Below are 17,609 nucleotides of genomic sequence, written 5' to 3' on the forward strand. Positions count from 1 at the left end.
GCTCGGTCATACCGCGCTGTAGGCGACGATCCCGCGACGCACGCCGTCCAGGGCGCGGCGCGCGGTGCGGGCCAGGTCGCCGTCCTCCGCGACGATGGACAGCTGGTCGAGCAGGTCGATGGTCTGCTTCGCCCAGCGCACGAAGTCGCCCGCGGCCATGTCGGCCTCGATCAGCACGCGGTCCAGCGACGCCCCGCGCGCCCAGGCGTGCATCGCGGCGGCCAGTCCTGGGGCGAGCGGCTCGGTGCCGGAGAGTCCGCGCTCCTTCTCGATCTCGTCGAGCTCGGCCCACAGCCGGGCCGTGCTGTCGTACGCGATCCGGAAGGCGCCGCGGGGCAGCCCCCGCTCCCCCGCGTTCTGCTCGTCCCGGCGCGGTTCGTACACCAGGCAGCTCGCCATCGCGGCCAGCGACGGGGCGTCCAGACTGCGCCACAGGTTCTGGCGCAGCGATTCGGCGACCAGGAGGTCGCGCTCCCCGTAGATGCGGCGCATCGTGCGCCCGGCATCCGTCAGCTGCAGCTCGTCGCCGCTGCCGGAGACGTACTCGAGCACCTCGAGCACGTCGATCACGCGGTCGAAGATGCGCGCCACGGTGCCGGTGCGCGTCTCGATCTGGCGCCGCATCCGGTCGGTCTCGCGCTTGAGCTTCCAGTACCGCTCCGCCCAGCGGGCGTGCGCCTCGCGGTCCGGGCAGCGGTGGCAGGGGTGCCGCTGCATCCGGGTGCGCAGGCTCTGGATCTTGCGGAGCCGCTTGTCGCGGATCGAGCGCGGGCCGGCCGCATCCTGACGGTTCTTCTTCTCCATGTCGCTGAGCTCGCGCCGGATGCCGGCGTACTCGGCGAAGTCGCCGTGCTCGCACTCCATGGCCTTCAGGTACCCGGCGAGCGATTCCTCGGCGTCCCGCACCTTGCGTGCCAGGCCGACGACCGCGCGGTCGGCTTGGAACTGGGCGAACGAGGACTCCAGGATCTCGCGGGCCCGGGCGCGGCCGAACCGGTCGATGAGGTTCACGGCCATGTTGTACGTCGGGCGGAAGCTGGAGTTGAGCGGATACGTCCGTCGGGACGCCAGCGCGGCGACGGCCTGGGGGTCCATGCCCTCGCTCCACTGCACGACGGCGTGGCCTTCGACGTCGATGCCGCGGCGTCCGGCCCGGCCGGTGAGCTGGGTGTACTCCCCCGACGTGATCGCGACCCGAGCCTCGCCGTTGAACTTCTCCATCTTCTCCAGCACGACGGTGCGCGCCGGCATGTTGATGCCGAGGGCGAGGGTCTCGGTGGCGAAGACGACCTTGATCAGCTTGCGCTGGAACAGCTCCTCGACGACCTCCTTGAACGCCGGCAGCAGGCCGGCGTGATGCGCCGCGACACCGCGCTCGAGGTCGTCCCGCCACTGCCAGAAGCCGAGCACGGCGAGGTCCTCGTCGAGCAGGGCGCGGGTGCGGTCCTCCACGATCTCGCGGATCTCCGCGCGTTCCTCCGGCGTCGTCAGCCGCAGGCCGGCGCGGCGCACCTGGTCGACGGCGGCGTCGCATCCGACCCTGCTGAAGATGAAGAAGATCGCGGGCAGGAGGTTCGAGCGCTCCAGCAGCTGGACGACGTCCGGTCGGTCCATGCGCTCGATGCGGCGGATGTTGCCGGCGCGCACCGGACGCCGGCCGCCGCGCGGCGGGCGGTGCGCGTCCCTGCCGCCGTGCCGTGCGCTGCGATGCTCCTGCGCACGCCGGTTCTCGTCGTAGCGGGAGCCGGTGAAGGAGCGGATGCGGAACAGCTCCTGGTTCACCTGGGCCGTGGCGATGCCGGCGCGGTCGTCGAACAGCGGCAACAGGTCGTCCCGGACGAGCACGTGCTGCTCCAGGGGCACCGGCCGGGTCTCCGAGACGATGACGTCGGTGTCGCCGCGGACCGTGTCCAGCCAGTCGCCGAACTCCTCGGCGTTGGAGACGGTGGCGCTGAGCGAGATCAGCCGCACGCTGGGCGGCAGGTGCAGGATCACCTCCTCCCAGACGGGTCCGCGGAAGCGGTCGGCGAGGTAGTGCACCTCGTCCATGACGACGTAGCGCAGCCCGCGCAGCGCGTCGGAGTCGGCGTACAGCATGTTGCGCAGCACCTCGGTGGTCATCACCACGATGCGCGCGTTGCCGTTGATGTTGGTGTCGCCGGTGAGCAGACCGACGTCGTCGGGGCCGTAGACGTCGACCAGCTCGCGGAACTTCTGGTTCGACAGGGCCTTCATCGGCGTGGTGTAGAACGCCTTGTCGTTCGGCGTCTGCATCGCCAGGTGGATCGCGAACTCCCCGACGATGGTCTTGCCGGCCCCGGTGGGCGCCGCGACGAGCACGCTGCGGCCGCGCTCCAGGGCGTGACACGCGGCGATCTGGAACGGGTCGAGGGCGAAGCGCTGCCGCGCGGCGAACTCGGTGGTCCGCGGATGCTCGGCCGCGGCGCTCGCGGCGGCGTAGCGCTCGGCCGGGGTGCTCATGACGGCAGGTCCGGGATCAGTCCCTCGGCGGCGGCCTTCTTGCGCTTGCGCCGGTCGAGCAGCAGCGACAGCCCGGCCGCGGCGAAGTAGAGCACGGTGAGCATGCCGGCCAGCATGAGCATGCTGACCACGTCGGCGGCCGGGGTGGCGAGGGCGGCGAAGGTGGTGGCGATGAGCACCGCAACGCGCCAGCCCTTCAGGATCGCCTTGCCGGACATGATGCCGGCGAAGTTCAGTGCGACGAGGAAGACGGGCAGGACGAAGGCGACGCCGATCACCATCATCATCTTGAACACGAAGTCGTAGTACATCTTCGCGCTGTACAGGTTGTTCGCACCCTCGGGCGTGAAGTTCGCCATCAGCTCGACGATGTGCGGGACGACGAGGGTGCCGACATAGCAGCCGGCGAAGAACAGCGGGATGGCTGCCGCCATGAAGCCGATCGTGTACTTGATCTCCTTGCGGGTCAGGCCGGGCATGATGAACGCCCAGATCTGCCACATCCAGATCGGTGCGGACAGGAAGATGCCGATCGAGAACGCCATCCGCATGCGCAGGTCGAACGGCTCGGTCACCGAGCTGAACGTCAGTCCGACGAGCGCGTCGCGGTTCTCGGCGACGTCGTTCACCGGCTGCACGATGAACGCGATGATCGGGTCGGTCACGAGGAACGCGACGACCATTCCGGCGAGCAGGCCCAGCGCCGCGCGGACGAGGCGCTTCCGGAGCTCCAGAAGGTGCGCGCCGAGCGACATCCGCCGCTCGTGACGGGGCTCGTCCTCCTTCGCGGCGTGGCGATCGACCACTGCCACGACCGTCAGCTTGTGCTGGTGCCGCGGTCCGAACCGGGCGAGGCGTCCGTGTCAGCGGCCGTCGAATCGGTCTTGCCGTCGGTCTTGGCGCTCTCCGCGGCCGCGTCCTCCTCGCGCATGGCCTTCATCTCGCCCTTGAACACGCGGGCCGACTGGCCCATGCTCTTGGCCAGCGCCGGCAGCTTCGCCGCGCCGAAGAGGAGAAGGATGACGACGAGGAGGATGACCAGGTGCCAGCCGTTGAGATTGCTGAACATTGACATTCTCCTAAGCGTTTGGGATCGGTTCAGTCTATCCGAGCGTCCGCGGCATCCGGCGCACGATAGAGGGCCAGTCCGGCCGCAGCCCAGTCGCGGGTCGTGGTGCGCGCGATGCCGGGTTCGAGGACTTCCAGGGCGCCGCCGAAGCGGCCGGCGATCCGCTTGATGCCGCGGGGATCGGCCATCCGCAGGCGCAGGATCAGCTCGCCGTCACGGCGGTCGATCTCCTCCATCGGGAACGCGCCGACGAGGGGCAGCAGCCGCTCGGGGACGCGGACGGTGACCTCGCCGGACGCGGTGTCCTGCCCGAACGCCTCCGGCACCTTCTCGTCGCGGTGCGTGATGGGGATGTCGGTGAGCTTCGGGTCGCTGACGCGGTCGAGGTGGAAGGTGCGCATCGCCTGCCTCAGATGGCACCAGCCCTGCAGGTACCACTGCCCGTTGGTGATGAGGATCTGCATCGGGTCGACCGTGCGGGTCGTCGGCGCGGCATCCGGCGCCTGATACGTGAACGACACCGCCACGCCGTCGCTGAGGGCGCGCGACACCACCGACTGCACCTCGCTGACCGCCCCCGGGGCGATCACGACATCCGGCGGCGCGTCGGCCGCGCCGCGGGAGAGCTTGGCGATGAGGCCTGAGACCAGACCGGAGTCGGAGACGGCCGGCACCGCGGCCACCATCTGCAGTCCCGCCAGGAGCGCCGCCGCCTCGCGGGCGGTGAAGCGGGGCACGCGCCGGAGAGCGACGTCATTCGTGATCTCGATGATGTCGTGCTCGTCGAGCAGGTCCCAGTCGATGTCGAACATCTCCTGCGGGGCCTGCCAGTACCCGTCCGCCCCGGGCAGCCCGATCACGGTGAGCTTCTCCACCATCGCCCGCATCTCCTCGGGCGTCACGCCGAAGTCCGCCGCGGCCTCGGCGAGGGTCACCTGCCCGCGCTCGAGCAGGTAGGGCACCAGCGTCAGGTAGAGCCGCACCCGGTCGGCGGCCAGCAGCGGTGTCGGCGACGGGGTCATCGTCGGTCCCCCTCCCGGTCGGTGTGGGACGCCACGATGGCGCGTAGCCGCGCGACGACCGCGTCGCGCAGCTGCTCCGGTTCGACTACGCGCACCTCCGGCCCGTACGAGGCGAGCTCGTCGGCGAAGATGTGCAGGTCCACGTACGGCACCCGGATGCCCTGCGGGGCGGGTTCGGCACGCCGCCCCAGCCGCAGTGCGGCCTCCGTGCCGGGGGTGACCTCGAGCAGCGCCCGCTGCGCCTCGGCGACGGCCTTCAGCCCGGCGAGGGCCCGTTCCCCGGCGCCGTCGCGCAACGCGGGATCGAAGCCCTGGCGGGTGACCTTCACGTCGCCCACGATCCGGCTGAGCAGGAAGGTGCGCTCGTCCTCCGCGTCCACGTCGATGCCGTACACGTGCCACCGAGCCTCGTAGTCCACCAGCGCGAGCGGCCGCACCCGCCGGGTGCGCGGCGCGTGCTCCCCGGGCTTGAGGTAGTCGAAGACGACGACCCGGCTGCGCTCGATGCCCTCCTGGAGCGGCGCGAAGGCGGCGTCCCGGGCGGTGATGCGCGGGGCGAAGCCGATGATCGGCTCGTCGCCGTCGATGCCGAGCGCGCGGATCTTGCGCACCCCGGCCTGAGCGTCCGCGGACACCGACTCGGTGCTCCAGACGCTGCCGGCGAGCCGGAGTACCGCGAGCTCCGCGGGTGTGAACTCGATGTCGGCCGGCAGGTCGTATTCCGCCTGCGGAATGCGGTACCGCGCCTCCCGGAGATCGTTCGGGTCGGACGGGTCGCCGATCGTCTCGATCGGCACGCCGAGGGCGCGCAGGTCGTCCTTGTCGCGCTCGAACATCTTCTCCAGCGCCTCCGGCTTCGCGCCGGCATCCGCGCGCTGGCGGTAGCCCGAGACGTTGTCGAGGATCTGCTGCTTGGTCAGCCCGATCTCCGTGGCCATCAGCGCCACGACGAGGTTCGTCTGCCGCTCCTCCGCGGGGATCGGGGCGGCCATCAGCCCGCCAGATCCGGCGGGATCACGCCGAGCACGTCGACCACGTAGACCGCGGCGTCGCCCTTCGCCTCACCCGGCACCACGACGAGCAGCTGCGAGCCGATGGTCGCGTCGGTGACGGCATCCGCCACCTCCTGCGGCAGCACCGAGGGGTCGGTGCCGAGGGTGGTGCCCCAGGACGAGCTGGTGACGCTGCGGTCCGCCCAGTCCACGGCGGTGTGCCGGAACAGCGGCGCGTCCTCGCCGACCTTGTCGCCGTCGCCTTCAATCAGCGTCTGCACCACGGGCTTCGTGGGCGCAGAGGCGTCCGGGATGATGACGCCCGGGCGGCCGTCGGCGGCGCGGACCACGGTCGGCAGTCCGTGGGCGTCGTGGAACAGGTGGCGGCCTTCGGCCTTCGCGAGCAGGGTGTGTATGACGTCGAAGACGCCGACGATGCTGTCGTCCTGGCTCAGCCCGATCTGCTCGGCCATGCCCTCGGGGAGCTCCTTCGCGGGCAGCGAGGCGACCACCCGGCTGCCCTCGGTGACGCACGGGATCATCTGCTGCATCCCCGGGATCTGCTGCTCGAGCGAGTCCATGTCCCACAGCCGCGTGCCGCTGCCGAGCTCGGAGCCGGTGGTGCCGTCGTACAGCGCGAAGGTGAGGATCATGCCCTGGGTGGGCGAGGTCGTCGCCCGGCCGTCGCCGACGATGAGGTCGGCGTACGCGAACTCGTCCGTGCCGACCGGGGTGACCAGCTCGGCCTCCGGGTCGCCGAGCTCGCCCGAAGCCGTGACCGCGTCCGCCAGGCCCTCCGTGGAGGTGCGCTCGCAGGCGGCGCCGTCGAATCCCGGCGCGCCGGAGCATCCGGTCAGGGCAAGGGCGGAGAGGGCGAGGACGGAGAGGGCAGCGGACGATCTACGCACGCGCCCCAGTCTATTCCGAAGCCTGCTCCGCTTCGCGCGCGGCGGCGGCCGTGCGCGCGCCGGCCGCGGTCTTCTGCGCCTCCCGCACCCGTTTGCGCAGGTTCTTGTCGGTGATCTCCCGGTCGCCGACGGCGCCGGGCGTCCACAGCTCCACGTCCTCGTCGCCGTAGCTGGTCTTGGATGCCCGGCGGCGCACCTCGGGCGGGATGGCGCCCGGTGCGAGGCGACGGGCGGTGAGCAGGAAGCCGGTGTGGGCGACCATGCGGTGGTCGGGGCGGACGGCGAGGCCTTCGACGTGCCAGCCGCGGACCATGGTCTCCGAGGCATCCGGCTCGGTGAACAGCCCGGTGCCGCGGATGTACTCGGCGACTCGGGAGAGCTGGGTGGCGGTCGCGACGTAGCAGAGCACCACGCCGCCGGGCGCCAGGGCGTCCGCGACGGCGTCCATGCACTCCCACGGGGCGAGCATGTCCAGCACGACCCGGTCGACGGTGCCGGCGGGGAACTCGCCGGGCAGCGCCTCGGCGAGGTCGTCCACGACGACCCGCCAGCTGTCCGGGATGCCGCCGAAGAAGGTCTCCACATTCGCCTTGGCGACCTCGGCGAAGTCCTCGCGGCGCTCGAAGGAGACCAGCGTGCCGTCGCCGCCGACCGCGCGCAGCAGGGCCAGCGAGAGCGCCCCGGAGCCGACGCCGGCTTCGACGACGGTGGCGCCGGGGAAGAGGTCCGCCTGCATCACGATCTGCGCGGCGTCCTTCGGGTACACGATGGCCGCGCCGCGCGGCATCGACATCGCGAAGTCGCGCAGCAGCGGGCGCAGGGCGAGGTAGTCGTGCCCGGAGCTGTTCGTGACGACCGACCCGTCGGGCAGCCCGATGATGTCGGCGTGACGCAGCACGCCGTGGTGCGTGTGCAGCTCCCCGTCGGCGCGCAGGGTGATGGTGTGCAGACGACCCTTGGGTCCTGTCAGCTGCACGCGGTCGCCCTCGCGGAACGGGCCGCTGGGCCGACGCGCCGCGGTCATCGCGCGGCCTCCGAGGCGAGACGTCCCTCGCGGTGCAGCGCGACGATGTCATCGGTGGTGCGTCCGCTCAGCGTGGGCCACAGCGCGTGCGCGCCGGCGTCGTCGAGGGGCACGATGTGCGGCACGCCGAGGGTGACGGCACCGGATGCCAGGCCGGCGGCCAGGCCCGTGCGGGAGTCCTCGATCACGACGGCGTCGGCGATGTCGATGCCGAGCAGCTCGGCCGCCCGCAGGTACGGCTCGGGGTGCGGCTTGGGCTGGGAGACGTCGTCGCCGGCGACGATGTGGTCGAAGGCGTCGAAGTCGATCAGGCCGACGACGCCCTCGGCCATGCGGCGCAGCGACATGGTCACCAGCGCGGTCGGGATGCCGGCGGCGCGCAGGTCCGCGAGCAGTTCGCGCGCGCCAGGGCGGAACGGCACCCCCTGGGTGCGCAGGGCGTCGGTGACGCGGTCGGTCAGGTGCTGGACGATCGCCTCGGCCTCCATGTCGACGCCGGCGCGCTGCAGCACCGCGGCGCTGTCGAGCAGTCCGTTGCCGACGAGCTCGACGGCGTCCTGGTGCGTCCACGTGCCGCCGAAGGATTCCACCAGCTCGGTCTCGGCCACCATCCAGAACGGTTCGGTGTCGACGAGAGTTCCGTCCATGTCCCATAGGACGGCGCTGGGCCCTCCGGCATCGCTTCTGCTGTTCACCGGTCCATGCTATCCGGGCCGCCGCCCCGTCCCGGCCGGGGGCGACTAGCCTGGAGGGACATCGGTTCGAGGAAGGGACACGCGGAGTGGACGTACTCGGCTCGCGGATCATCGTGGCGGCGTTCGACGGCTGGAACGACGCCGGGGAGGCCGCCAGCGGCGCCATCGCGACGCTGCGCCGCGATGCGGACTACGAGCTCGTGCACTCCGCGGACCCGGAGCTGTACTTCGACTACCAGTACACCCGTCCCACCACGGCGATGGACGCCACGGGCCGCCGTCAGCTGCGCTGGCCGTCGGCGTCGCTGTGGCGCCCGGCGACCTCGGGAGAGGGACCGGAGCTGTGGCTGCTGACCGGCTCAGAGCCGGCCCGGGCGTGGCAGGCGTTCGCGGGCGAGTTCGTCGACGTCGCGCTGCGCGACGACGTGACCGGGTTCGTGACGCTCGGGGCGATGCTGTCCGACGTGCCGCACACCCGGCCGATCTCGGTGTTCGCCTCCAGTCAGAACGAAGCGGTGCGGGAGGCGCACGGCCTGGAGCGCTCCACGTACGAGGGCCCGGTCGGCATCCTCAGCGTGTTCGAGCACTTCGCCGAGACCGCCGGCATCCCCACGGCCAGCCTGTGGGCGAGCGTGCCGCACTACGTCGCGACCGCGGCGCCCTCTCCGAAGGCGACCCTCGCCCTGCTCGACCGGCTCGAGGAGCTCACCGGCATCGGCACCGACCGCGAGCATCTGCGCACCGAAGCGGCCGCCTGGGAGGCGTCGATCGATGCCGCCGCCGCCGAGGACGAGGAGATGACGGAATACATCCGGCAGCTGGAGCGCACGCGCGACGCGTGGGACTCCCCGGATGCGTCCGGCGACGCGATCGCGCAGGCGTTCGAGCGCTACCTGCGCCGCCGCAACGACGGCCCCGACCACAAGCGCTGAAGCGGACGCTGAGCCCGTCGAAGCGGACGCTGAGCCCGTCGAAGCGGACGCTGAGCCCGTCGAAGCGGACGCTGAGCCCGTCGAAGCGGACGCTGAGCCCGTCGAAGCGTCAGGGCTGCCGCGCCCCCGTCGCGAGCATGATCAGCAGCACGCCGCCGAGCAGGATGCGGTAGATCACGAACGGCAGGAAGCTGCGCCGGGAGATCCAGCGCATGAAGAACGCGATCACGCCGAGCGCGACGACGAAGGCGATGCCGGTGGCGGCGAGCGTCTCCCCCATGGTGAAGATCGAGGTCTCGCCCCAGTTCTTGAACAGCTGGTAGAAGCCGCTGCCGAACACGGCGGGGATCGCGAGCAGGAACGCGTAGCGGGCGGCGGCGGCGCGCTCGTAGCCCAGGAACAGCCCCATGGTGATCGTGCCTCCGGAGCGGGAGACGCCGGGGACGAGGGCGAGGGCCTGCGCGAAGCCGTAGGCGATGCCGTGCGGATAGGTGAGCTGGCTGAGGTTGCGGCGCTTGGCGCCGACGTAGTCGGCGATCCCGAGCAGGACGCCGAAGACGATGAGCATGATCGCCACGACCCACAGCGAGCGGAACACGGTCTCGATCTGGTCCTGGAAGAGCAGGCCGAGCACCACGATCGGGATGCTGCCGATGATGATCAGCCAGCCCATCCGGGCATCCGCGTCGGTGCGCGGCACGCGTCCGGTGAGCGAGCCGAACCAGCGCCCGATGATCCGGACGATGTCGCGCCAGAAGAACACCACCACGGCCGTCTCAGTGCCGATCTGCGTGATCGCCGTGAAGGCGGCACCCGGGTCGGTCGCCGACGGAAGGAACGATCCGAGGATGCGCAGGTGGGCGCTGGAGGAGATCGGGAGGAACTCGGTCAGTCCCTGGACGATGCCGAGGATGAGTGCTTCGAGCAGATGCATGCAGTGGCTTTCTTGATCGTGGGCGCGGCGCACACGCGCGGGCGGGTGAGCACGGGCGCGGCGGTCAGCAGGTGCGCAGCAGATCGGCCAGCACACGCTGGCCGAAGACAAGCGATTCTACGGGGACGCGCTCATCGACGCCGTGGAACATGCCCGTGAAGTCCAGGCCCGCCGGCAGCCGCAGGGGCGCGAAGCCGTATCCGGTTATCCCGATCGAGGCCAGCGCCTTGTTGTCGGTGCCGGCGCCGAGGAGATACGGGATGACCGGGACACCGGGGTCGTGACGGCCGAGCGCCGCGATCATGGCCTCCACCAGGTCGCCCTCGAACGGGGTCTCCATGCCGATGTCGCGGACGACGGTCTGGATCTCGATGTCGTCGCCGACGATGCGCTGCAGCTCGGCGAGCACGTCGTCCTCGGTGCCGGGGATGACGCGCACGTCGATCAACGCCTCCGCGGCCTCCGGGATGACGTTGTGCTTGTAGCCTGCGCTCAGGACCGTCGGGTTGGCGGTGGTGCGGAAGGTGGAGCGCAGGAACGCCTCGGCGGGGCCGGATGCCGCGGCGAGGACATCCGGATCGTCCACGGGGCGTCCGGTGAGCGCGCTCAGCCCGTCCAGCAGGGCGCGTGTGGTCGGGGTGAGGCGGACGGGCCAGCGCGTGCGTCCGATCGCCGCGACCGCCTCGGCGAGGCGGGTGACCGCATTCTCCTCGTGGAGGCGGCTGCCGTGCCCGGCGCGTCCCTTCGCGACCAGCCGGAGCCACATCAGGGCCTTCTCCCCCACCTGCAGCAGGTAGGCGCGCCGGTCGTCCACGGTGATGGAGTAGCCGCCCACCTCACTGATCGCCTCCGTGGCGCCGCGGAACCACTCCGGCCGGTTCCGCACCACCAGGGCCGAGCCCTCGACTCCCCCGTTCTCCTCGTCGGCGAAGAAGGCCAGGATGAGGTCGCGCTCCGGCTGCTCTCCGCCGCGGAGGATGTCCCCGACGGCGGCGAGGATCATCGCGTCCATGTTCTTCATGTCGACAGCGCCGCGCCCCCACAGCATCCCGTCGCGGATCTCGCCCGCGAACGGGTCGACACTCCAGTCCTCGGCGATCGCGGGGACGACGTCGAGGTGGCCGTGAACCACGAGCGCCGGGCGCTCCGGGTCGCGGCCGGGCACGCGCGCCATCACGTTCGTGCGCCGCGGGATCGGCTCGTAGTACTCGGGGGTCAGCCCGAGCCCCTCGAGCCGGGCGCCGACGTACTCGGCGGCTTCCCGTTCCCCGTTCGCCTTGCCGCCTCCCCAGTTCGACGTGTCGATGCGGATGAGGTCTCGGGCGATCTCGACGACCTCGGGACGTTCGGGCTCCGGCATGCTCCCAGGCTATCGAACCCGGATGCCACGCCCGGGCGCTGTGCCGGTTCGATCCGGGGTCCGGAACGTGCTAATCTCGTTCTTCGGTCGGCAACGACCTTTCATCACCTGCGCGGGTGGCGGAATAGGTAGACGCGCTAGCTTGAGGTGCTAGTGCCCGCATAGGGCGTGGGGGTTCAAGTCCCCCTCGCGCACGAAATGTCCTGAGTCGCGACATCGTTTACGAACGAGTCGCGGCTCAGGACTTTTTTGTTGCTTGGGGTGTTGACGTGTGGTGCGGGGTTGGGGAGCCCCATGGCGAAGATGTGCAGCGGCACGACCGCGAGGATCGGCTCGAACAGCGGCGCGGCGAGCGGGATGCGCAGCACCTCGTCGGCATGCGGCAGCACGGCCGAGTCCCCCTGCTCCGCGATCGCGATGACGCGAGCGCCGCGGGCGCGGATCTCCTCGATGTTCGAGATGACCTTGGCGTGCATGGTGGCGGCGCCGCGCGGCGACGGCACGACGACGAAGACGGGCTGGCCGGGCTCGATGAGCGCGATCGGGCCGTGCTTCAGCTCGCCGGCGGCGAAGCCCTCGGCGTGGATGTAGGAGATCTCCTTGAGCTTGAGCGCGCCCTCGAGCGCGATCGGGAAGCCCACGTGACGGCCGGAAGAGCACCGACCGGGTGTCGGCCATCCAGTGCGCCAGCTGCTCGGTGCGCTCCTGCTCGTGCTCGAGGATCCACTGGATCTTCTCCGGGAGCGACTCCAGCTCGCGCACGGCCTCGGCGGACGCCTCGGGAGTGATGGATCCGCGGATCCGTCCGACGTGCAGGGCGAGGAGGTAGAGCGCGGTGATCTGAGCGACGAACGCCTTCGTCGACGCGACGGCGACCTCGGGACCGGCGTGCGTGTAGATGATGGCGTCGGACTCGCGCGGGATGGTGGCGCCCTGCGTGTTGCAGATCGACAGCGTCTTCGCGCCGAGGCGCGCGGCCTCCTTGACCGCCATGAGCGTGTCCATCGTCTCGCCCGACTGGCTGATCGAGACGACGAGCGTGTCTGGGCCGACGATCGGGTCGCGGTAGCGAACTCGTGCGCGAGCTCGACGTCGACCGGGATGCGCGCCCACTGCTCGATCGCGTACTTGCCGACCTGCCCGGCATACGACGCGGTGCCGCACGCGACCACGATGATCCGGTTGATCCCGGCGAACAGCTCGTCCATGCCGTCGAGCTCGGGGATCGCGACCTGGCCGTCCTTGACGCGACCGCGCACGGTGTTGGCGACGGCCTCGGGCTCCTCCGAGACCTCCTTCGCCATGAAGCTCGACCAGCCGCCCTTGTCGGCAGCGGCTGCGTCCCACATCACGTCGAACGGCGAGGTCTCGACCGCGTTGCCGTCGAAGTCTGTGACGTCGACCGTCTCGGGCGTGATCGCGACGATCTGGTCCTGGCCGATCGCGACGGCGCGGCGCGTGTGCTCGACGAACGCGGCGACGTCGGATCCGAGGAAGTTCTCGCCCTCGCCGAGCCCGATGACGAGCGGCGAGTTGCGGCGGGCGCCGACGACGAGCCCGGGGTGGTCCTTGTGCATCGCGAGCAGCGTGAACGCGCCCTCGAGGCGCTTGGCCACGGCGCGGAACGCGGCGATGAGGTCGCCGCCGTGCGCGCGGTACTCGCGGCCGAGCAGCACCGCCGCGACCTCGGTGTCGGTCTCGCTGCGGAAGGCGTAGCCCTGGGCGAGCAGCTCCGAGCGCAGCTCGGCGAAGTTCTCGATGATGCCGTTGTGGATGACCGCGAGGCGGTCGTCGTCGGCCAGGTGCGGGTGCGCGTTCTGGTCGGTGGGGCCGCCGTGCGTGGCCCACCGGGTGTGGCCGATGCCCGTGGTGCCCGCGGGGATCGGCGCCGCGTCGAGCTGCTCGCGCAGGCGGGCGAGCTTGCCCGCCTTCTTGGCGGCGTGCAGGTCGCCGGCGCCGTCGATCACGGCGATGCCCGCGGAGTCGTAGCCGCGGTACTCGAGACGGGCGAGACCTGAAAGAAGGATGTCCTGGCTCTCACGGGGCCCGACATAGCCGACGATTCCACACATGCGAACGATTCAGGTTCGCGCGGCTGGGAAACCCGATTGCGATGCGCGGCGGGGCCGCGGCGGGCGGGCATTGGCAGGACGACGCCCCCGCGACCGCTGGGGGGAGTCAGCGCTGGTCGCGGGGGCGTCGCCTGGTCAGCGCGCGCTATGCACGCGCGCTCCGACGGGCCAGGATGACCGCGAACGCGCCGAGCGCGATCGTGAGCAACCCGAACAGGGCGAGCCGCGCGAACTGGGCGGCGTCGGCACCGGTCACGGCGAGCGAGCCGACCTCGACGGTCGCGCTGTCGCTGTCGGTCACGTCGTCACCGCCGGGCGTCGTGCCGGTGGCGGTGGCGTCGTTGACGACCTCGCCGGCGGCGCGGTCGGCGGCGGTCACCGCGTACGTGGCCGTGGCGGTCACCGACTCGCCGGGGGCGAGCACGCCCTCGGCCGCCGGCCACTCGCCGTACGCGATCTTCGACAGGCCCTCGAGCTCGTCGGTGATCGCGACATCGCGCAGCGTGACGTCGCCGGTGTTGGTCACCGTGAAGGTGTACCGGATCCGGTCGCCGTCGAACTCGCCGGTCTTCACGAGCGAGATGCCCGGCGCCTGCGGCACCGGCTCCTCGTGCGTGTCGTCGTCGCTCACCGGGTCGCCGCTGGGCGGGTTGCCGGTGCCGGTGGCGGTGTTCTCCACCACTCCGGCGTCGCGGTCGGCCTGCGTCAGGGAGTACGTGGCCGTCGCCGACACGGACTCACCGGGGGCGAGCACGCCCTCGTCCGCCGGCCACTCGCCGTACGCGATCTTCGACAGGCCCTCGAGCTCGTCGGTGATGGATGCGCCGGTGAGGGTGACGTCACCCGTGTTGGTCAGCAGGAACTCGTAGGCGATGATGTCGCCGTCGAGCGTGCCGGTCTTGACCAGCGAGATGCCCGGGGACTGCGGCACGGGCTGGACGAAGTCGTCCTCGTCGGTCACCGGGCCACCGGTGGGCGGGGTGCCCGTGGTGGTCGCGGTGTTCTCGACGGCGCCGGCATCGCGGTCGGCCTGCGTCAGCGTGTAGGTCGCCGTCGCGGTGACGGACTGGCCGGGAGCCAGCACGCCCTCCGCGCCCGGCCACTCGCCGTACGCGATGTCCGACAGGCCGGGCAGCTCATCCGCGATCGAGACCTCGGCGAGGGTGACGTTGCCCGTGTTGGTAGCCGTGAACTCGTAGGCGATCTCGTCGCCCTCGAGCGCGCCGGTCTTGACCAGCGAGATGCCCGGGGACTGCGGCACGGGCAGGTCGAACTCGTCCTCGTCGGTCACCGGGCCACCGGTGGGCGGGGTGCCCGTGGTGGTCGCGGTGTTGTGCACGACGCCCGCGTCGCGGTCGGCCTGCGTCAGCGTGTACGTCGCCGTCGCCGTGACGGACTGGCCGGGAGCCAGCACGCCCTCCGCCGCCGGCCACTCGCCGTAGACGATGTCCGACAGGCCGGGCAGCTCATCCGCGATCGACACGCCCGTGAGGGTCACGTCGCCGTTGTTGGTGGCCGTGAACGTGTACGTGGCCACGTCACCGTCGAGCACACCCGTCTTCACGAGCGAGATGCCGGGGTTGGGCGGCAGCGGCTGCGAGTAGTCGTCCTCGTCCGTCACCGGATCACCGCTCGGCGGGGTGCCCGTGGTGGTCGCGGTGTTGTGCACGACGCCCGCGTCGCGGTCGGCCTGCGTCAGCGTGTACGTCGCCGTCGCGGTGACGGACTGGCCGGGAGCCAGCACGCCCTCCGCGCCCGGCCACTCGCCGTAGACGATGTCCGACAGGCCGGGCAGCTCATCCGCGATCGAGACCTCGGCGAGGGTGACGTTGCCCGTGTTGGTAGCCGTGAACTCGTAGGCGATCTCGTCGCCCTCGAGCACGCCGGTCTTCACCAGCGAGATGCCCGGGGACTGCGGCACCGGCAGGTCGAACTCGTCCTCGTCGGTCACCGGGCCACCGGTGGGCGGGGTGCCCGTGGTGGTCGCGGTGTTGTGCACCACGCCCGCTTCGCGGTCAGCCTGCGTCAGCGTGTACGTCGCCGTCGCCGTGACCGACTGGCCGGGAGCCAGCACGCCCTCCGCGCCCGGCCACTCGCCGTAGACGATGTCCGACAGGCCGGGCAGCTCATCCGCGATCGACACGCCCGTGAGGGTCACGTCGCCGTTGTTGGTAGCCGTGAACTCGTAGGCGATCTCGTCGCCCTCGAGCACACCCGTCTTCACCAGCGAGATGCCCGGGGACTGCGGCACCGGCAGGTCGAACTCGTCCTCGTCGGTCACCGGATCACCGCTCGGCGGGGTGCCCGTGGTGGTCGCGGTGTTGTGCACCACGCCCGCGTCGCGGTCAGCCTGCGTCAGCGTGTACGTCGCCGTCGCCGTGACCGACTGGCCGGGAGCCAGCACGCCCTCCGCGCCCGGCCACTCGCCGTAGACGATGTCCGACAGGCCGGGCAGATCATCCGCGATCGACACGCCCGTGAGGGTCACGTTGCCGGTGTTGGTAGCCGTGAACGTGTACGTGGCCACGTCACCGTCGAGCACACCCGTCTTCACCAGCGAGATGCCCGGGGACTGCGGCACCGGCAGGTCGAACTCGTCCTCGTCGGTCACCGGGCCGCCCGTGGGCGGGGTGCCCGTGGTCGTCGCGGTGTTGTGCACCACGCCCGCGTCGCGGTCAGCCTGCGTCAGCGTGTACGTCGCCGTCGCCGTGACGGACTGGCCGGGAGCCAGCACGCCCTCCGCGCCCGGCCACTCGCCGTAGACGATGTCCGACAGGCCGGGCAGCTCATCCGCGATCGACACGCCCGTGAGGGTCACGTCGCCGGTGTTGGTAGCCGTGAACGTGTACGTGGCCACGTCACCGTCAAGCACACCCGTCTTCACGAGGGAGATGCCGGGCGTCTGCGGCACCGGCAGGTCGAACTCGTCCTCGTCGGTCACCGGGCCGCCGGTGGGCGGGGTGCCCGTGGTCGTCGCGGTGTTGTGCACGACGCCCGCTTCGCGGTCGGCCTGCGTCAGCGTGTACGTCGCCGTCGCCGTGACGGACTGGCCGGGAGCCAGCACGCCCTCCGCGCCCGGCCACTCGCCGTAGACGATGTCCGACAGGCCGGGCAGCTCATCCGCGATCGACACGCCCGTGAGGGTCACGTTGCCGGTGTTGGTAGCCGTGAACGTGTACGTGGCCACGTCACCGTCGAGCACACCCGTCTTCTCGAGCGCGATCGACGCGCAGTTCTCGTTCACGAGTTCGACGAGGGTGCTCCGCAGCGCCGCGAAGCCGGCGATATGGTAGTCGCTGCCCTCCACGGGCCCGGAGACCTGGCGGATGTGCTCGCGGAAGTCGGCGAGCGCCTGGCCGGCGAGGTTGTCGCTCACGCCGATCGGCACGATCCGCGTACCGGTGGCCTTGAGCTCGTTGGCGCTGCGGACGGCGGCGTCCATCACCGGCACGTTCGTGCTGCTGCCGGGGCCCCGCGCGGGGCTGCCGTACTGGGTCGGGTTGCCGTCGGTCAGGAAGATGAGGGCGTCGTAGGTCTCGTCGGCGCGCGTGATGGCCGCGAAGGCGCGGTCCCAGTTGGTGCCGCCCTGCGCGCGGGCGGGACGCTGCATCCCGTTGACGTGCGAGGTGATGGCCGCGACGCCCGCGGCGTCCGCGACCGAGGTCAGCGCGAGAGGGGCGTTGGCGGCGGCGCGGGTGGCCGGGGCGCTCGACGCGAAGTTGTGCACCGCGAAGCGCACGGGGTAGCCCTCGAGCGATGCGGCGAGGTCGCCGAGCTCGCTGCGCACCTGCGCGAGCTGAGCATCGGTGACGGAGTTGGACAGGTCGACGCTGATGGCCAGGTCGAGCTCGCACTGCTCGACCATCGGCGGGTTCGGCGCGGGCTCGACGGTCGACTCGACCGCGTAGGCGGCCGCCGAACCGCCGAGCGCGAGCGCGCCGGCCAGGGCGCCCGCGAGCACAGCCTTGGCGGTGCGGCGGGTGCGGCGTCTGAAGGGAGGGGAATCTGGGCGTAGTCGTTTCACGGTGTGCCTCGTGCTCGAGCGGAGGTGTGCGCAGCACGTCGAGTCGCAGCTGCGCGCGGCAGACGGATACCGCCGCGCATGATTCTATCCGCCGTC

Annotated in this window: 12 protein-coding genes, 1 tRNA gene and 1 pseudogene; 2 read left to right on the plus strand and 12 right to left on the minus strand. The window is 71.2% G+C overall.

Annotated features, from left to right (window positions below; translation table 11 throughout):
• Positions 1–6: 6 nt before the first annotated feature.
• The 8 genes from JSY13_RS06790 to JSY13_RS06825 all read right to left on the minus strand — a co-directional run bounded on the left by JSY13_RS06790 (position 7) and on the right by JSY13_RS06825 (position 8,191).
• Positions 7–2,481 carry a DEAD/DEAH box helicase gene (locus tag JSY13_RS06790; protein WP_259605986.1) on the minus strand — a complete coding sequence of 825 codons (2,475 nt, stop codon included), beginning with the start codon at positions 2,479–2,481 and terminating at the stop codon, positions 7–9.
• On the minus strand, positions 2,478–3,236 hold the full coding sequence (gene tatC, locus JSY13_RS06795) for a twin-arginine translocase subunit TatC (protein WP_259608152.1): 759 nt from the start codon (positions 3,234–3,236) through the stop codon (positions 2,478–2,480). The genes JSY13_RS06790 and tatC overlap by 4 nt, the downstream gene beginning before the upstream one ends.
• A gap of 62 nt (positions 3,237–3,298) precedes the next feature.
• Complete coding sequence (tatA, locus tag JSY13_RS06800; RefSeq protein ID WP_259605987.1) at positions 3,299–3,550, minus strand: Sec-independent protein translocase subunit TatA; 252 nt, start codon at positions 3,548–3,550, stop codon at positions 3,299–3,301.
• A 29-nt stretch (positions 3,551–3,579) separates the two neighbouring features.
• A complete protein-coding gene (locus tag JSY13_RS06805; RefSeq protein ID WP_259605988.1) occupies positions 3,580–4,572 on the minus strand; it encodes a helix-turn-helix transcriptional regulator in 993 nt (330 codons plus the stop codon).
• The gene (locus tag JSY13_RS06810; protein ID WP_259605989.1) at positions 4,569–5,564 is read right to left on the minus strand and encodes a helix-turn-helix transcriptional regulator; all 996 of its coding nucleotides are present in this window, start codon (positions 5,562–5,564) and stop codon (positions 4,569–4,571) included. The genes JSY13_RS06805 and JSY13_RS06810 overlap by 4 nt, the downstream gene beginning before the upstream one ends.
• On the minus strand, positions 5,564–6,472 hold the full coding sequence (locus tag JSY13_RS06815; protein ID WP_259605990.1) for a hypothetical protein: 909 nt from the start codon (positions 6,470–6,472) through the stop codon (positions 5,564–5,566). The genes JSY13_RS06810 and JSY13_RS06815 overlap by 1 nt, the downstream gene beginning before the upstream one ends.
• Before the next feature lie 10 nt (positions 6,473–6,482).
• Entirely contained in the window at positions 6,483–7,496 is a 1,014-nt protein-coding gene (locus JSY13_RS06820) for a tRNA (adenine-N1)-methyltransferase (RefSeq protein WP_259605991.1), read from the minus strand.
• Positions 7,493–8,191, minus strand: a complete 699-nt coding sequence (locus JSY13_RS06825; RefSeq protein ID WP_259605992.1) for an HAD family hydrolase — start codon at positions 8,189–8,191, stop codon at positions 7,493–7,495. Before JSY13_RS06825 ends, JSY13_RS06820 begins: the two co-directional genes overlap by 4 nt.
• Positions 8,192–8,277: 86 nt before the next feature.
• Here JSY13_RS06825 and JSY13_RS06830 point away from each other — a divergent pair, with 86 nt between their 5' ends.
• Positions 8,278–9,123 carry a PAC2 family protein gene (locus JSY13_RS06830; protein WP_259605993.1) on the plus strand — a complete coding sequence of 282 codons (846 nt, stop codon included), beginning with the start codon at positions 8,278–8,280 and terminating at the stop codon, positions 9,121–9,123.
• Positions 9,124–9,232: 109 nt separating this feature from the next.
• On the opposite strand, the gene JSY13_RS06835 is transcribed toward JSY13_RS06830, so the two are convergent.
• Together JSY13_RS06835 and JSY13_RS06840 are read right to left on the minus strand one after the other, a co-directional pair.
• Positions 9,233–10,057 carry an undecaprenyl-diphosphate phosphatase gene (locus tag JSY13_RS06835; RefSeq protein ID WP_259605994.1) on the minus strand — a complete coding sequence of 275 codons (825 nt, stop codon included), beginning with the start codon at positions 10,055–10,057 and terminating at the stop codon, positions 9,233–9,235.
• Positions 10,058–10,121: 64 nt separating this feature from the next.
• Positions 10,122–11,417 carry a M20/M25/M40 family metallo-hydrolase gene (locus JSY13_RS06840; RefSeq protein ID WP_259605995.1) on the minus strand — a complete coding sequence of 432 codons (1,296 nt, stop codon included), beginning with the start codon at positions 11,415–11,417 and terminating at the stop codon, positions 10,122–10,124.
• 109 nt (positions 11,418–11,526) lie between these two features.
• Here JSY13_RS06840 and JSY13_RS06845 point away from each other — a divergent pair.
• Positions 11,527–11,612 (plus strand) — tRNA-Leu (locus JSY13_RS06845).
• A 92-nt stretch (positions 11,613–11,704) separates the two neighbouring features.
• On the opposite strand, the pseudogene glmS reads toward JSY13_RS06845, so the two are convergent.
• Positions 11,705–13,489, minus strand: a pseudogene (gene glmS / locus JSY13_RS06850) (glutamine--fructose-6-phosphate transaminase (isomerizing)); the annotation flags it as partial.
• A gap of 145 nt (positions 13,490–13,634) precedes the next feature.
• Complete coding sequence (locus JSY13_RS06855; protein WP_259605996.1) at positions 13,635–17,450, minus strand: DUF7507 domain-containing protein; 3,816 nt, start codon at positions 17,448–17,450, stop codon at positions 13,635–13,637.
• Positions 17,451–17,609: the final 159 nt, after the last annotated feature.

The sequence above is a fragment of the Microbacterium neungamense genome, assembly GCF_024971095.1.
Lineage (GTDB): Bacteria > Actinomycetota > Actinomycetes > Actinomycetales > Microbacteriaceae > Microbacterium > Microbacterium neungamense.

Bases quoted from the DNA above. Each gene is read 5' to 3' on its own strand.
- JSY13_RS06840 (WP_259605995.1), bottom strand. From the start codon at position 11,417: ATGCCGGAGCCCGAACGTCCCGAGGTCGTCGAGATCGCCCGAGACCTC.
- tatC (WP_259608152.1), bottom strand. From the start codon at position 3,236: ATGTCGCTCGGCGCGCACCTTCTGGAGCTCCGGAAGCGCCTCGTCCGC.
- JSY13_RS06805 (WP_259605988.1), bottom strand. From the start codon at position 4,572: ATGACCCCGTCGCCGACACCGCTGCTGGCCGCCGACCGGGTGCGGCTC.
- JSY13_RS06835 (WP_259605994.1), bottom strand. From the start codon at position 10,057: ATGCATCTGCTCGAAGCACTCATCCTCGGCATCGTCCAGGGACTGACC.
- tatA (WP_259605987.1), bottom strand. From the start codon at position 3,550: ATGTTCAGCAATCTCAACGGCTGGCACCTGGTCATCCTCCTCGTCGTC.
- JSY13_RS06790 (WP_259605986.1), bottom strand. From the start codon at position 2,481: ATGAGCACCCCGGCCGAGCGCTACGCCGCCGCGAGCGCCGCGGCCGAG.
- JSY13_RS06810 (WP_259605989.1), bottom strand. From the start codon at position 5,564: ATGGCCGCCCCGATCCCCGCGGAGGAGCGGCAGACGAACCTCGTCGTG.
- JSY13_RS06820 (WP_259605991.1), bottom strand. From the start codon at position 7,496: ATGACCGCGGCGCGTCGGCCCAGCGGCCCGTTCCGCGAGGGCGACCGC.